15 protein-coding genes are annotated in these 15,380 nt (G+C 33.4%); 6 read left to right on the top strand and 9 right to left on the bottom strand.

Annotation, left to right across the window (positions count from 1 at the left end; all coding sequences use genetic code 11):
* Positions 1-33 precede the first annotated feature (33 nt).
* Entirely contained in the window at positions 34-633 is a 600-nt protein-coding gene (locus LG651_RS01560) for a hypothetical protein (protein WP_226694402.1), read from the bottom strand.
* On the bottom strand, positions 599-1,165 hold the full coding sequence (locus LG651_RS01555; protein ID WP_226694401.1) for a DNA-3-methyladenine glycosylase I: 567 nt from the start codon (positions 1,163-1,165) through the stop codon (positions 599-601). The genes LG651_RS01560 and LG651_RS01555 overlap by 35 nt, the downstream gene beginning before the upstream one ends.
* A gap of 105 nt (positions 1,166-1,270) precedes the next feature.
* On the opposite strand from LG651_RS01555, the gene LG651_RS01550 reads away from it, so the two are divergent.
* Positions 1,271-1,888: a thioredoxin family protein gene (locus tag LG651_RS01550; protein ID WP_226694400.1), complete on the top strand. Its 618-nt coding sequence runs from the start codon at positions 1,271-1,273 to the stop codon at positions 1,886-1,888.
* On the opposite strand, the gene LG651_RS01545 is transcribed toward LG651_RS01550, so the two are convergent.
* The 6 genes from LG651_RS01545 to LG651_RS01520 form a co-directional block, all read right to left on the bottom strand.
* A complete protein-coding gene (locus tag LG651_RS01545; RefSeq protein ID WP_226694399.1) occupies positions 1,875-2,582 on the bottom strand; it encodes an energy transducer TonB in 708 nt (235 codons plus the stop codon). The two genes, LG651_RS01550 and LG651_RS01545, sit on opposite strands and share 14 nt — an antisense overlap.
* A 62-nt stretch (positions 2,583-2,644) precedes the next feature.
* The gene (truB, locus tag LG651_RS01540) at positions 2,645-3,340 is read right to left on the bottom strand and encodes a tRNA pseudouridine(55) synthase TruB (RefSeq protein WP_226694398.1); all 696 of its coding nucleotides are present in this window, start codon (positions 3,338-3,340) and stop codon (positions 2,645-2,647) included.
* 1 nt (position 3,341) lies between these two features.
* Positions 3,342-4,136: an undecaprenyl-diphosphate phosphatase gene (locus LG651_RS01535; protein ID WP_226694397.1), complete on the bottom strand. Its 795-nt coding sequence runs from the start codon at positions 4,134-4,136 to the stop codon at positions 3,342-3,344.
* Entirely contained in the window at positions 4,136-4,390 is a 255-nt protein-coding gene (locus tag LG651_RS01530) for a DUF3098 domain-containing protein (protein WP_226544293.1), read from the bottom strand. The genes LG651_RS01535 and LG651_RS01530 overlap by 1 nt, the downstream gene beginning before the upstream one ends.
* Before the next feature lie 36 nt (positions 4,391-4,426).
* On the bottom strand, positions 4,427-5,305 hold the full coding sequence (locus LG651_RS01525; RefSeq protein WP_226694396.1) for a cell division protein FtsX: 879 nt from the start codon (positions 5,303-5,305) through the stop codon (positions 4,427-4,429).
* Positions 5,306-5,393: 88 nt separating this feature from the next.
* Positions 5,394-6,320, bottom strand: coding sequence for a DMT family transporter (locus LG651_RS01520; RefSeq protein WP_226694395.1), 927 nt, complete (start codon positions 6,318-6,320; stop codon positions 5,394-5,396).
* A gap of 157 nt (positions 6,321-6,477) precedes the next feature.
* Here LG651_RS01520 and leuS point away from each other — a divergent pair, with 157 nt between their 5' ends.
* The 5 genes from leuS (at position 6,478) to LG651_RS01495 (ending at position 13,693) form a co-directional block, all read left to right on the top strand.
* Complete coding sequence (gene leuS / locus LG651_RS01515) at positions 6,478-9,318, top strand: leucine--tRNA ligase (RefSeq protein WP_226694394.1); 2,841 nt, start codon at positions 6,478-6,480, stop codon at positions 9,316-9,318.
* Between the two features lie 166 nt (positions 9,319-9,484).
* Entirely contained in the window at positions 9,485-9,736 is a 252-nt protein-coding gene (locus tag LG651_RS01510) for a SemiSWEET family sugar transporter (protein ID WP_226544297.1), read from the top strand.
* Positions 9,737-9,906: 170 nt separating this feature from the next.
* Entirely contained in the window at positions 9,907-11,007 is a 1,101-nt protein-coding gene (gene ald, locus LG651_RS01505) for an alanine dehydrogenase (protein WP_226694393.1), read from the top strand.
* Between the two features lie 146 nt (positions 11,008-11,153).
* Positions 11,154-11,849 carry a zinc metallopeptidase gene (locus LG651_RS01500; RefSeq protein ID WP_226694392.1) on the top strand — a complete coding sequence of 232 codons (696 nt, stop codon included), beginning with the start codon at positions 11,154-11,156 and terminating at the stop codon, positions 11,847-11,849.
* 71 nt (positions 11,850-11,920) lie between these two features.
* A complete protein-coding gene (locus LG651_RS01495; protein ID WP_226694391.1) occupies positions 11,921-13,693 on the top strand; it encodes a MutS-related protein in 1,773 nt (590 codons plus the stop codon).
* Positions 13,694-14,158: 465 nt separating this feature from the next.
* Here LG651_RS01495 and LG651_RS01490 read toward each other — a convergent pair whose 3' ends face one another.
* Complete coding sequence (locus tag LG651_RS01490; RefSeq protein ID WP_226694390.1) at positions 14,159-15,049, bottom strand: thioredoxin family protein; 891 nt, start codon at positions 15,047-15,049, stop codon at positions 14,159-14,161.
* Positions 15,050-15,380: the final 331 nt, after the last annotated feature.

Below are 15,380 nucleotides of genomic sequence, written 5' to 3'. Positions count from 1 at the left end.
AAACAACCTAAAAATAAAAGGAATAAGAGAGATTTAAAATAATGCATGTTCGTACGACGCTGAAGATATAGGTCTTGAGGTTTCGAATTCGCCTGTAAACTTAAAGGTAAATTCTTTAAAAAAACGGTTTTTGTTTGATATTATTTCGGCAATAATTTCAAAATGGGTGTGTTTTCCAATAGGATTTTCTAAAATATAATTAATAAATTCAGCATCTGTTTTAGTAGACTTATTTACATATTGTTCTTGAATTTTTATAAAATTAAAGCTATCGAAATTGGTTTTAAAGTAAGTTATTATGGTTTGTAAAGCACTTTCTGGAATATGCTTTTGTTTAATAATAATTTCAATATCTTCAAGTTTACCCAGGGTATCGAACTCAATACTGTATTGCAATTTGTTATACTTAAATTTAGCTTCGTAACTTTTACGGTGTCCATCAATTTCTTTAAAATATTTTAATCTTTTTAAAGATTTTTCGGTGTTTTTTAAATAATTAAATGCTTGTTCTGGAAACCGAGAAGCAGGAATGCGGGCTTCTTTTTCATTCTTGCTTTGAGCGAACGAAAGTGTGGCACACAACAAAAAAAGTAATAAATTAAACTTCATGGTACCTAAAACAGTTAATTTCATGATCGTTTACCATACCAGTTGCTTGCATATGTGCATATACAACCGTAGAGCCAACAAATTTAAACCCACGTTTTTTTAAGTCTTTGCTTAAGGCATCACTAATAGCTGTGTTTGCCGGTGCTTCTTTGTAGTTTTTTACTTGGTTTTTTATAGGTTTTCCGTTAACAAACCCCCAAATATATTTACTAAACGATCCAAATTCTTCTTGTATTTTAATAAATGCTTGCGCGTTTGTTACCGTTGCTTTTACCTTCAGTTTATTTCTAATTATCCCAGGATTTTGTAACAATTCTTCGAGCTTATCTTGCGTGTAGTTCGCAATTTTTATATAGTCAAAATCATCAAAAGCCAATTTAAAATTTTCACGTTTTCGAAGTACGGTAATCCAACTTAATCCGGCCTGAAAGGTTTCTAAAGTTAAAAATTCAAAAATGGTAGCATCGTCATAAACAGGAACGCCCCATTCTTGGTCGTGATATGCTTCGTAAAGCGCATCGCCTTCGCACCAGCCGCATCGATGTTTTGTGCTCATATTTTTGTTGTAAGGATTAGCGTAAAAGTATGACAAATATCATCCTAATTAAAATATTAATGCGCTAAATTTGCTTTGATGTTTTGCCTTAAATTATAAATAATTATGGATTCTATAATTGCAAAAAGTTTACAAAAAGCTATTAATTACAATGCTTATCGAGAGTTAATTAAAAACTTAGCTTTAAATGAAGTAACCACAGGATTAGAGCAAAGTGATGCTTTAATAAACTATACTAAACTTAATGAAAGACGCATGAAGCGTTGGGACAAAACAATAAAAGTAAGCCAAAACCATAAAGAGGCTGTTGCTGCATTTAGCAGGTCGGTTACTTTTCTCGCTATTACCGAAAGTTGGTGTGGCGATGCAGCCCATGTTTTACCAGCAATTAATAAGGTAGCAGAATTAAACGATAATATTGATTTAAAATTGGTGTTGCGTGATGAAAATTTAGAGCTTATGGATGCGTTTTTAACCAATGGCGGACGATCTATTCCAAAAGTAATTATGATTGATAATGAAACCGGTGAAGTTTTTGATACTTATGGACCAAGACCAACCGAAGCCACTAATTTGGTTAATGAATTTAAAAGTAAGCACGGTAATTTAACACCCGAATTTAAGGAAGTTTTACAGCATTGGTATAACAAAAATAAAGGCCAAAATATTATTGAAGATATTACCGAAATTTTAAATAAATTAAGTCCTGTTACTTCCCTATAAAGTTAAATGTAATAGTTCCTATTTGGGAAGGTTTGCTTGGGTCTGGGCTAAAAACGGATTGTTTGGCATATTCTAAAGCCCGTTCTTTTAAACACTCGTTAGCCGAATTCGATGAGCTGTTTACATATGTGTTAACCACATTACCTTTATCGTTTACGGTAATGTTTACTACAATTTTACCATTTTCTTCGCATAAATAAATGGGAATGGGAATATGTACTTTTGTTCTGTTTAATAAGGAATAGCTTATGGTGCTTTTCGAATTGTCGTTACCCGATTTTTGTTTTTTAAGAAGTTCGTTTACTTTACTAAATGTTTCGAGTTCTTCCTTGTTTAGTTCGGTATCGTTTTGTTTCTTATAGCTTTGTTTTGCTGTGTTTGGTCCGTCTTGATAACTACTAAACTTAGGAACATAATCTTTAGGTGGTGCAATGGTTTTAAACGCTTGCGCAAAATGTTTGTTTTTTTTGTTTTCGTTCGATGCGCTGTTGGTACGTGCTTTACTAAATTTATCTAGTGTTTTTTGAATTTTTTCTTCTTCAGGAGTTCGCTTTTTTTCAGGTTCAAGCTCGTAATAACTCTCATTTAGTAACATTTCGTGACGCTCTAAGCCCAAATTAAAAGCTAATGTAAGTACAATAGTTGCGAATATGGAGCTGATTATTAGGGCTTTATGTTGATTTGTTAGGTTCAAATCTAAAAAATTCTGAATAAATAGGTTTCCTGAAATATACGTAAAATATTGATATATAGATGTTAATTGTTGTTAAGCTGGCTAATAAAGGCTTCAATACTTACGGCATTTTCAACATTAAAATCTCCAATTTTAGTGCGTCGTAAAGCCGATAAATGCCCGCCGGATTGTAATGCTTTTCCAAAATCGTTAGCTAGAGAACGTATGTAAGTACCTTTGCTGCAAACGACTCTAAAATTAACATTTAAATTTTCGATGGAAGTGATTTCAAATTCAGAAATATTGATGGTTCTTGGTTTAATTTCAACGGCTTCACCAGCTCTTGCAAATTCGTATAAACGTTTGCCATCTTTTTTTACTGCAGAAAAAACTGGTGGAAACTGTTCAATATCTCCAATAAATTGTTTGGTGGTTTGATGTATTAATTCTTCTGTAATATGATCTGTTGGAAATGTTTCATTTATTTCGGTTTCTAAATCAAAAGAAGGTGTTGTACTCCCTAAAACAATGGTTCCTGTGTATTCTTTAACTTGAGCCTGAAATGTATTAATTTCTTTAGTTTTTTTACCCGTACAAATAATTAAAAGCCCAGTAGCTAAAGGATCGAGCGTGCCTGCATGCCCAACTTTTATTTTTTTAATATTGAAGGCTTGACGTATTTCCCAGCGCAGTTTATTTACAGCCTGAAACGATGTCCAGTTTAAGGGTTTATCTATAAGTAAAACTTGCCCAGTTAGATAATCTTCTGCAGTTTTCATATTAATTTAATAAAGCAACTGCAATAGCAATAACACCAACTACAGCACAGTAAATAGCAAAGTAAGATAGTTTACTTTTTTTAACTAGTGCAATCATCCAGGTACAAGCAAATAGTCCTGCTACAAATGCTGCAACAAAGCCAATAGAAAGCGCAGTGAAATTTTGACTTTCTAAAGAAATATCGCCACTTAAAACATCTTTAGCCATTTTACCAAAAATTAAAGGTACAACCATTAAAAATGAAAAGCGCGCAGCTTTGGTTTTATCATTTCCTAATAATACTGATGTAGAAATAGTTGATCCGGAACGTGAAATACCAGGCAACATGGCAATAGCTTGCGAAATACCTATTAAAAAAGCATTTGCAAACGATACTTTTTTGTTGGTGTCTTTAGCTTTGTCGGCTAAAAATAATAATAAGGCAGTAACAATAAGCATACAGCCAACAAGTAAAATGTTTCCTCCAAATAGGGCTTCAAGTTGTTCTTCGAAAAATAAACCAACTATAACAGCTGGAATCATTGAAATTCCAATTTTAACTATAAACTGTAAATCGTCGTTCCATTTAAACTTTAAGGCGCCTTTAATTAAATCTAAAATATCTTTTCTAAATACAACTATAGTACTTAATGCAGTTGCAAAATGAAGAACGACAGTAAATAGTAAACTTTCTTCTGGAACGGAATTATCACCTAAAATGGCTTTACCTAATTCTAAATGGCCACTAGATGATACTGGCAAAAATTCGGTAAGTCCTTGAATAATTCCAAGAATTATAGCATCAATTATATTCATTAGTTTTCCTCAGGATTTAAAAGAATAGCATATACCTCAAGACCAAAACCAATAAGCACTAGCATAGGTGCCAAACGAATACGTCTCCAGTTAAAAATTTCAGGATTAAAAACATTTGGGTCGTCGCTGCCGCCACCAGACATTAAAATAAAACCTAACGCTATAACAGCTAAACCAATAAACATAAATTTATAGTTTTTTTTGCCAAAAACAAAAGCTGGTTTTTTGCTTTCTTTTCGTTTTTGTTCTCCCATAATTTTTAATTTTTTACAAATAAAAGCAATTATTTTTTAGTAGTATAGTTGTTCGGTTTTTAAGTTTAAAAAACGTTGTGTTGCAAAATGGGTGCTTACCCAAGTAATAACGACACCTAGGGCAAAAATAAATAGAAATAGTAAACCTATTAAAACGGGGTTACTTAAAAGTTGTAACTCAGCAAAGGTTTTGTTAAGGTAATACAATACTATAGCCATTCCTATTAATGCTACTAAAGCACCAATCATTCCCAAACGAATACTTTTCCAAACAAAAGGCCTGCGAATAAATTGTTTTGTAGCACCAACCATTTGCATGGTTTTTATGGTAAAACGTTTTGAGTAAACAGAAAGGCGAATGGAACTATTAATTAATAGTACAGCTATAACAGTAAAAATGCCACTAATTAAAAGCACCCAAAAGCTTATTTTTTTAACATTGTTATTCATGAGCTTTACCAAATCGTTGTCGTAGCTTACTTCATCAACAAAATCTTTGGTTAAGGCTTCGTTTGATATTTTTTCAAGATGTTCGGTAGTAACAAAATCTGCTTTCAGATAAACATCAATAGAGTTTTGTAATGGGTTGTAGCCAACAAAATCCATAAAATCTTCGCCGTTTTGGGCTTTCATAAATTCTGCCGCTTGTTCTTTCGATACGTACTCGGTATGTTTAACATACTCGGCCATAGCCAAACTTTTTTCAAGTTGTTTGGTTTCAACTTCTTTAGCATTGTCTTTTAAGTAAATAGTAACAACTACTTGTTCTTTAAAATGGTCAGAAACTTTTTTGGCATTCAACACCAATAAGCCCAACAATCCTACTAAAAATAACACTAAGGCAATACTTAATATTACCGAAAAGTAAGAGGAAATTAAACGGCGTTTTTGATGTTTTTCAAACGATGAACTCATAAAATGAATAAATTAATCACGTAAAAATATAAAACTAAATAACACAATGTGTTTAAAATTACGCTTTTCAATAAAAACGATAACGTGGCTATTTTGTTTTAGCTTGTTTTACTTTTTTAGGTTTGCTAACAATATAAACTCCAGCGGCAACTAACAAACAACTAAAAATTTTAATAGGGTTTATATCTTTTGCATATTCACTTTGCATAAAAACGTAAGCCAAAATACTAACAAGAATAAAGCTAACCACAGGTTGTAAATATACATAGCTGCTTGTAACCGAAGGCGCTAAGTGTTTTAAAGCAAAAATGTTAAATAAATAGGCAAAAAACGTAGTAAATAAAATAACGTAACCAATGGTTAAAACGGTATGCGCAGTAAAACCACTAAAGTTTGTTTCTAAAAAAGCATTTACATTAAATGGAAGAGAAATAGTAAAACCTATTAAAAATATCCAACTTGAAACGGTAATGGCATGATATTTTTTCATTATAGTTTTTGCTATAACCAAGTATAAGCCATAACTACATGCGTTACCAAAAATTAGTAAATTACCTAAAAACGAACTATTACCTTGTGCGTTATTACCATAAAGAATTAAGGTAACAGCTCCAATGCCGGCAATTGTAATACCTAATACTTTGTTTAATGTAATTTTTTCTTTTAAAATAAATAAACTGAAAACTAAAACTAAAACAGGGGTTGCAGTTTGTATAATAGAAGCATCGATAGGCGATGTTAAATTAATGCCATGAAAAAACAGCATTTGGTTTAAAGCACCACCAAAAAGGCCGCATAAAAAAAGTTTAAAAAAATCTTTTTTTTCAACACGTTCTTTAATAAATAATAGTTTGAGTAACCAAAATAAAAAGGTGCAACTAGCTAGCCTAATAAAAACAAATGCCGTTGGCATAATTTTATCGGGCATAATGCCTTTGGCAATAATGTAATTAGCACCATAAATGGCATTTGCACCAAAAACAGCTAAATGGGCTTGGGTATTTTTATTTATCAAAATACTACGTTTTATGCTGCGAAATTACAAATTGCTTTATTAAAGGCTTGTTTTTATAACATTAAAATTCGCTTAACATAAATGTATTGGTATTAATTGGCTCTTTTTCGTTTTAAAACGTAAATTTGCGCTTTCAAAAAATGTAGAAATAAACAGGATGAAATACAATTTCAACGACATTGATGCCAAATGGCAAAAATATTGGGCCGAAAACCAAACGTTTAAAGCTGAAAACAATAGCGATAAACCAAAATATTATGTTTTAGATATGTTTCCTTACCCAAGTGGTGCAGGTTTACATGTTGGGCATCCGTTGGGTTATATTGCATCCGATATTTATGCACGTTACAAACGCCACCAAGGTTTTAATGTTTTACATCCGCAAGGTTACGATTCGTTTGGTTTGCCAGCAGAACAGTATGCTATTCAAACAGGGCAGCATCCGGCACTAACTACCGAAGCCAACATAAAAACATACCGCCGCCAACTCGATCAAATAGGATTTTCTTTTGATTGGAGTAGAGAAGTGCGCACCAGTAATCCAGAATATTACAAGTGGACACAGTGGATTTTTATACAATTATTTAATTCATGGTATAATGTTGATGCTAATAAAGCTGAAGACATTTCAGAATTAATTAAAGTTTTTGAAAACGAAGGTAACGCCAATGTAAACGCTGTTGCCGATGAAGATATCACTGTTTTTTCTGCTGAAGATTGGAATGCTTTTTCAAGCAAAAAACAACAAGAAATTTTACTTGGGTATCGCTTAACTTATTTAGCTGAAACAGAAGTAAACTGGTGTCCGGCTTTAGGAACCGTTTTAGCCAACGACGAAATTGTAAACGGCGTTTCAGAACGTGGTGGGCATCCTGTGGTACGTAAAAAAATGACCCAATGGAGCATGCGCATTTCTGCTTATGCCGAACGTTTGTTGCAAGGTCTAGAAACTATTGATTGGACAGATTCGCTTAAAGAAAGCCAACGCAACTGGATTGGTAAATCGGTTGGTGCATCGGTAACTTTTAATGTTATTCCTAATGATGCTGTCACTTCGAGCGCAGTCGAGAAGCCTCAAATTGAAGTCTTCACCACGCGCCCCGATACTATTTTTGGTGTAAGTTTCATGACATTGGCACCAGAACACGATTTAGTATTACAAATTACAACACCAGAACAAAAAGCTGAGGTTGAAGCCTATATTGAAGCCACCGCAAAACGCAGTGAGCGCGAACGTATGGCAGATGTAAAAACCATTTCGGGCGCTTTTACTGGGGCTTATGCAGAGCATCCGTTTACCAAAGCCCCAATTCCAATCTGGATTGGCGATTACGTGCTTGCCGGTTACGGTACAGGCGCCGTTATGGCAGTGCCTTGTGGCGACCAGCGCGATTACGATTTTGCAAAGCATTTTAATATTGACATTATAAATATTTTTGATGGTGTAGATATAAGCGAAGAAGCTTACGCATCAAAAGACAATGTAAAAATTGCTAATAGCGATTTCCTTAACGGAATGAACTATAAAAAAGCCACAAAACGTGCCATTTACGAATTAGAGCAAATTGGGCATGGTCAAGGCAAAACCAATTACCGTTTACGTGATGCTGTTTTTAGTCGTCAGCGTTATTGGGGTGAGCCATTCCCAGTGTATTATCTAGATGGTATGCCACAAATGATTGATGCCAAACATTTACCAATACAATTACCAGAAGTTGAAAAATATTTACCAACCGAAACTGGCGAGCCACCATTAGGTAACGCCAACGTTTGGGCTTGGTGCACAGAAACCAATTCGGTTGTAGAAAATAGCAAGATAAATAACACAACGGTGTTTCCTTTAGAGCTTAATACCATGCCAGGTTGGGCAGGAAGTTCATGGTATTTTAACCGATACATGGATGCTGGTAATACCGAAGCCTTCGCAAGTAAAGACGCCTTAAATTATTGGAAAGAAGTTGATTTATACATTGGCGGAAGCGAGCATGCCACAGGGCATTTATTATACGCCCGTTTTTGGCAGAAATTTTTATTTGATAAAGGATTTGTGCCAGTTCCTGAATTTGCAAAAAAACTAATTAACCAAGGTATGATTTTGGGAACTAGTGCTTTTGTTTATAGAGTTGAAGGTGAAAATAAATTTATATCGAAAGGTTTAATAAAAGATGAAAAAGTGCAACAAATTCATGCCGATGTATCTTTTGTAAATGCTTCTGATGAGTTAGATGTTGAAGCTTTTAAAAACTGGAGGTCAGAATTTAAAGATGCCGAATTTATATTAGAAGATGGCGTTTACAAAGTTGGTCGCGACGTCGAAAAAATGTCGAAATCGAAATACAACGTTGTAAACCCAGACGATATTGTTGCCGATTATGGCGCAGATAGTTTACGTTTATACGAAATGTTTTTAGGGCCTTTAGAACAGTACAAACCTTGGAATACTGCGGGTATTACAGGTGTGCACAATTTCTTAAAGAAACTTTGGAAGCTGTATGCAGACGATAACGGACTAAAAGTTACCGACGCAGAACCAACCAAAGACAACTTAAAAACATTACATAAAACCATAAAAAAGGTACAGGAAGATATTGAGAATTTCTCGTTTAATACTTCGGTGTCAACGTTTATGATTGCTGTTAACGAGTTAACCCAACAAAAATGTACAAGCAAAGCTATTTTAGAGCCTTTATTGGTTTTAATTTCGCCGTACGCGCCACACATTGCTGAAGAGCTTTGGAGCCAGTTAGGAAATAGCGAGTCTATTTCTACAGTACTGTTTCCTGTTTTCGATGAAAGTCATTTAGTTGAAAGTAGCAAAAATTACCCTATTTCGTTTAACGGTAAAATGCGTTTTACGCTAGAATTACCAATGGATATGAGTAAAGATGATATTGAAAAAACCGTTATGGCGCACGAAAAAACACAAGAACAATTAGCAGGCAGAACGCCTAAAAAAGTAATTGTAGTGCCAGGAAAAATAGTAAATATTGTAGGTTAAATTTAGTTTCTATTAAACTATATGTTATTTGGGAGTTACACGTTGCGTTAGGGATTGAAGCGGCATCCTTTTTTTGAAGTATGATAAAAAAGATATAGCGCAAAGCCCGACGCCGACCTTAGGAGGTGTAACGCCCAAATTTTTATTTAAATTATACCATTTTATTATGGAAATTGTAGGTTTTGTTGCCGCATTTTTAACTACTGCGGCCTTTTTGCCACAGGTGTATCAAACCTGGAAAACTAAAGATGTTACCAGTTTATCTATGCCCATGTTAACCATGTTTTTTGTGGGTATTATATTGTGGCTAATTTATGGTATTAGCATAAACAGCCCATCAATGATTGTGGCTAATAGTATTACGGTGATTTCGGCGTTTATGTTAGTTTACTTCAAAATTAAATACGCAAAAAAATAGCCTATTTTTTTAAATCTTTCTAGTATTAATTATTGTAATTTTTAAAGTTACTAAAATTCTGTTTTTATTTTTTTTATTTTAATAAAAATGAAGTTTTCCGCTTTTTGTATTACAATATATAATTAATTCGTTGTAAATTGCTTTAATAAAATAATCTAAATTAATTATTGATGAAAATTGGTGTTCCAATAGAAATTAAAAACAACGAAAACCGTGTAGGTATGACGCCTTCTGGGGTTTTTGAACTAACCAAAAGAAACCATACGGTTTATGTGCAAAAAAATGCAGGATTTAATAGTGGTTTTTTAGATGAAGATTACATTGAAGCTGGAGCAACTATTCTAGATACTATAGAAGATGTTTACGCTACAGCAGAAATGATTGTAAAGGTTAAAGAACCTATAGCCGAAGAATATGGTTTAATAAAAGAGCACCACACTGTGTTTACTTACTTCCATTTCGCATCTAGCGAACCTTTAACAAATGCGATGATAGATAGTAAAGCAGTTTGTATTGCTTACGAAACTGTTGAAGCGGAAGATGGCTCGTTACCGTTGTTAATTCCGATGTCTGAAGTTGCAGGAAGAATGTCTATACAACAAGGAGCTAAATATTTAGAAAAACCAATTAAAGGTCGTGGTATCTTATTGGGAGGTGTACCAGGTGTTCCGCCAGCAAAAGTTCTAGTTTTAGGTGCTGGTATTGTTGGATATCAAGCGGCTAAAATGGCCTCTGGTTTAGGAGCGCAAGTAACTATTATGGATATTAACATGAAAGCGCTTAGGTATGTAAGTGATTCTATGCCAAATAATGTTATTAGTGAGTTTTCTAGCGAATATAATATTAGAAAGCATATTAAAGATGCCGATTTAATTATTGGTGGCGTTTTAATTAAAGGAGCAAAAGCACCTAAGCTTATTACTAGAGATATGCTTAAAGAAATGAAACCAGGAGCTGTAATGGTTGATGTGGCCGTAGATCAAGGTGGTTGTTTTGAAACTACCAAGCCTACAACGCACCAAGATCCTACTTATGTTATAGATGAGGTTGTGCATTACAGTGTAGCCAATATGCCAGGAGCAGTACCTTATACCTCTACAATGGCTTTGACTAACGTAACATTACCTTATGTTATTAAATTGGCAAATGATGGTTGGAAAAAGGCATGCGAAAATAATAAAGCCTTACAAAAAGGATTAAATATTGTAAACGGAAAAATTGTTTATAAAGAAATAGCTGAAGCTTTTGACTTAGAGTTTGAAAAAGCTTAGGTTTTACTTAAGAGTGATATGTTAAAACGGAAAATGCGCAATGCTATTTTCCGTTTTTTTTATTTATATACTGACAGAATATCATTTTAACAACATTGGCTTTATTTTTGTTATATTTAAATTATTAAACTAAAAATATTAAAAAAATGTTAGGATATTATATATTAATTGGAGCGATTGCCTTAGTTAGTTGGTTAGTAAGTAATACGCTAAAACGAAAATTTGCTAAATACTCAAAAACACCATTACGCAACGGGATGAGTGGTGCCGAAATTGCAGAGAAAATGTTGGCAGATCATGGTATTTACGATGTTGAGGTTATTTCTACACCAGGACGTTTAACCGACCATTACAACCCAAAAAATAAAACTGTAAATTTAAGTCAGGCCGTTTACAACCAGCGAAATGCTGCTGCTGCTGCCGTAGCAGCTCACGAGTGTGGCCATGCGGTACAGCACGCGCAAGCGTATAGTGCATTAAAAATGCGTTCTGCCTTAGTGCCTGTGGTTTCGGTTACCTCTGGTATGTCGCAATGGTTGGTAATTGGCGGATTGGTTTTAGGTGCAGCATCGGGTTCGAGTATTGGGTTTTTGGTGGCTGTTTTAGGCCTTGTTTTTATGGGAGCAGCAACCTTATTTAGCTTTATTACATTACCTGTTGAGTACGATGCAAGTAACCGTGCTTTGGCTTGGTTAAAAAATAAAAATATAGTTACACCAGACGAATATAAAGGATCGGAAGATGCCTTAAAATGGGCTGCAAGAACATATTTAGTGGCAGCAATTGGTGCTTTAGCATCTTTATTATACTGGGCGCTTCAAGTTTTTGGAGGTCGCGATTAACAAATTAAGAAATTACATTAAAGCTCTGAAGTTTTTCAGGGCTTTTCTTTTTTTAAATAGCAACTATTTTCATGCAAAATCCTTTACATTATTATAAAAAGCAAAGCGAAATTTATGCCAATAAAACGAAACAAATTACAACTAAGTTACGTTGGTTTAGTTTGTTGCGAATTTCGGTTTTTGGGTTAACAGCGTTTGGGGCTTATACAATGCGTTCGCAATGGCAAGTGGCAGTTATTTTTGTGGTTATTGGTTTGGCTGTGTTTGGTTTTTTGCTTTCAAAATACACCGATTTAAAAACACAAAAAGCTATAAATAAAAATTTAAAACGAATAAACGACGATGAGCTTAAAATAGCAGCAGGCGATTTTTATAACCGTAACGATGGTAAACAGTTTCAAGATTCGTCTCATTTTTATAGTTTAGATATAGATTTGTTTGGTCGCGGATCGTTTTTTCAGTTTATAAACCGAACCACCATTACAGAAGGCGCGCAAAAACTTGCTAATGCCTTAAAAGCGAATAATATTACAAGCATTGGCGATAGGCAGGAAGCCATAAAAGCACTTAGCGAACAACCTGAATGGCGTCAATTATACAGCGCGACATCAAGCTTAGTAGAAGTTGAAACACCAGCGCATAACATAATTAATTGGTTAAAGCAGTATAAGCCTTTTACAACGGCATTTATAAAATGGCTGCCATTGGTGTTTACAGTTTTGTCTTTATCAATTTTTGGTTTAACCCTTACAGGAATTATTTCTAGCTTAGGTTTTATTGGCTATTGGTTGGTTTTTGGCCTTGGGATTACAGGTGTTTATTTAAAGAAAATTAATGTTTTAGCAAGTAATACCAATAAAATAAGAGATACGTTTAGGCAATATACAACCTTGCTTAAATTAATTGAGGACGCTTCTTTTTCTTCGGAATTACTTCAGACAAAACAGGAGTTAATTAAGTCAAACGATCAAAAGGCTTCACAAGTTTTTAAATGGTTTTCAAAGGCTTTGGATGCGCTCGATAATCGCAATAATTTAATTGGTGCCATTTTTGGAAATGGATTCTTTTTAAACGATTTAAAAAACGCTTATAAGATTGAACAATGGATTAAAATACACGGTGCCAAAGTTGAAGATTGGTTTGAGGTGGTTTCGTTTTTCGATGCCTACAACAGTTTAGGAAACTATGTTTTTAATCATCCAGAATTTGTGTTTCCAGATATTGTAGAATCTGAAGCTGTTATAAATGCAGAAGGTTTGGGGCACCCATTACTTGATAAAAATAAGCGCATTGATAGCGATTTAGTATTAAATACCGAACAGTTTTTTATAGTTACTGGAGCAAATATGGCAGGTAAAAGTACCTTTTTACGAACCGTTTCATTACATATTGTTATGGCGAATGTTGGTTTGCCAGTTTGTGCAAATTCTAGTAAATATGCACCTGTAAAATTAATAACAAGCATGCGAACTACCGATTCGTTAACCGATGATAGTTCGTATTTCTTTTCAGAATTAACGCGCTTAAAATACATTGTTGAAACCATTAATAAGGAACCGTATTTTATTATTCTCGATGAAATTTTAAAAGGAACAAATAGCACTGATAAAGCGATTGGCTCGCGTAAATTTGTTGAAAAATTAGTAGCATCAAATGCAACAGGTATTATCGCGACTCACGATTTAAGTTTATGCGAATTGGAAAATGAGCTTCACCAAATTAAAAACTATTATTTCGATGCCGAAATAGTAAATGATGAGTTGTATTTCGATTATAAATTAAAACAAGGGATTTGTCAAAATATGAATGCTTCCTTTTTATTAAAAAAAATGAATATTGTATAAGGTGTTAATCTAAAGTTAGTTAATCTTAGTCGACACATTTTTTCCATCCAACGAAATTCAAAGAAAATAAGAAGTGTATTGTTTTAATTTTACGAAAAATAATCTCAAATACACTTCGCTATGATAATTTATTGTGTGCTTTCGGTTTTCATTATTAGCTATGCTGCTATAAGTTTAATGCTTACATATAAGGTTTGTACATCATTGAAGCAAAAGTTAAAAACAGATAAATTGTACGTACATGATAGTAGTAAAGTGAAATTGAAAAGCTTTAGGGTATTTCAAAAATATCAAACCTTAGATTTTATAAATAACTTCGAAAAATTTAACAGTTGTGCAAATTGTGCCTTAGCATCTAAAAATAGGTGCAATAAAAAATGCGAAGCTAACTTAAAGGAAATTCAAGATATTAAGTTGAAAATCAGAAAAGAAATCATTCCCTTATTAAAGCCAGCTAAATTGGGTTTAATGCGTTAATTTATTTATTTTTTCTATCATAATACTAGCATTTTCATTGTCTGGTTTTAAGCTTAGCACTTTGTAATAATTTTTTAATGCCTCTGTGTAATTTTCAGTTTTAAAATAAGCTTCGCCTAAACTATCGTAAACATTGTATTTATAAGGGTATATTTGTGAGTTCAACTTAAAAACAAATAAAGCTTTTTCTGTTTCGCCTGATCGTAAAAGGGAATAGCCATAAGTGTTAAGTTCTCTGCTTCCTTTAGTAAATTCGGCTAATCGCGGTATTAAAATGGGTGCTTCAATGGTTAAGCTATCCATGCTTTTTGTGTTTATTAAATGGTACATATAATTTGCAACGAGGTAATTTGGGCGGTATTTGTTTGTAACGCAAATATTGTAAATGTCGCGTTCAAAAGTTTCAACGGGAAATTCTACAATTCTATTTACTTCTTTGCCGTTTTTATAAAAAATAAAAGTTGGCACACGGTGAATGTTCAGCCCTTTTTCGTCGTGGTTAGGGCTTTGTTTATAGGCGTCTTCGGTATTGTTAACAGCAAAAACTTGCAATTGATTTTCAGGAAATTTGGCACGTTCTAAAACTTTATAAAATCGTGGTACTTCGCGTTTACTGTCGCCACACCAAGTGCCTAAAAATACTTTTATGTGGTAGGCGTCTAGGCTATCTTTTAATTGTTTAACTAGATCTTTATTAACAATATAATCGTTATAGTTTTTGTTAAACCAGGTGCCAAAACTATTGTGTGTAAGTCCCGTTTTGTTAATTTCTCCTAGTAAAATTTCTTTGCCGTCATTGTTAATGGTTAATTGATTTAGGTTTTGAGAAAAATTAATTTGAACACAAATTAAAAATAGATAAATAACTGCTCGTTTCATGAAAAAGTAAGATTGATGTTTCTCAAAACTAGCGTGTTAAGTTGAAGGTTTCAATTAAAATGTACAGTATGCAACCTTAATGGTTTTAACGGTTGTTTTGTTTGTACCATATGCAATATGTTGGCGTTGGTTTAATTAAAGAGGCCGTTTGTACAAAATTGTTTGATGCTTTTTTATTTCTGTCTATTTTTAATGAATGGTTATTGTAAAAAAACATATTTCTCAAATATTAGTACATCTTTTGTTTTGGTTGCTATTTGTATTTGTGTCGCTGTTTTTGTTCTCTAATTTCTATTGGAAAGAGAATCCGTTTTTGCAATACTTGGTATTA

The organism is Neotamlana sargassicola (genome assembly GCF_020523965.1).
Taxonomy (GTDB): Bacteria; Bacteroidota; Bacteroidia; order Flavobacteriales; family Flavobacteriaceae; genus Neotamlana; species Neotamlana sargassicola.
This window is presented reverse-complemented; position numbering and strand designations above follow the sequence as displayed.

Coding starts and splice junctions, on each gene's coding strand:
- LG651_RS01535 (WP_226694397.1), bottom strand. CDS start 4,136: ATGAATATAATTGATGCTATAATTCTTGGAATTATTCAAGGACTTACC.
- LG651_RS01550 (WP_226694400.1), top strand. CDS start 1,271: ATGGATTCTATAATTGCAAAAAGTTTACAAAAAGCTATTAATTACAAT.
- LG651_RS01510 (WP_226544297.1), top strand. CDS start 9,485: ATGGAAATTGTAGGTTTTGTTGCCGCATTTTTAACTACTGCGGCCTTT.
- truB (WP_226694398.1), bottom strand. CDS start 3,340: ATGAAAACTGCAGAAGATTATCTAACTGGGCAAGTTTTACTTATAGAT.
- ald (WP_226694393.1), top strand. CDS start 9,907: ATGAAAATTGGTGTTCCAATAGAAATTAAAAACAACGAAAACCGTGTA.
- LG651_RS01495 (WP_226694391.1), top strand. CDS start 11,921: ATGCAAAATCCTTTACATTATTATAAAAAGCAAAGCGAAATTTATGCC.
- LG651_RS01500 (WP_226694392.1), top strand. CDS start 11,154: ATGTTAGGATATTATATATTAATTGGAGCGATTGCCTTAGTTAGTTGG.
- LG651_RS01555 (WP_226694401.1), bottom strand. CDS start 1,165: ATGAGCACAAAACATCGATGCGGCTGGTGCGAAGGCGATGCGCTTTAC.
- LG651_RS01560 (WP_226694402.1), bottom strand. CDS start 633: ATGAAATTAACTGTTTTAGGTACCATGAAGTTTAATTTATTACTTTTT.
- LG651_RS01525 (WP_226694396.1), bottom strand. CDS start 5,305: ATGAGTTCATCGTTTGAAAAACATCAAAAACGCCGTTTAATTTCCTCT.
- LG651_RS01490 (WP_226694390.1), bottom strand. CDS start 15,049: ATGAAACGAGCAGTTATTTATCTATTTTTAATTTGTGTTCAAATTAAT.
- leuS (WP_226694394.1), top strand. CDS start 6,478: ATGAAATACAATTTCAACGACATTGATGCCAAATGGCAAAAATATTGG.
- LG651_RS01530 (WP_226544293.1), bottom strand. CDS start 4,390: ATGGGAGAACAAAAACGAAAAGAAAGCAAAAAACCAGCTTTTGTTTTT.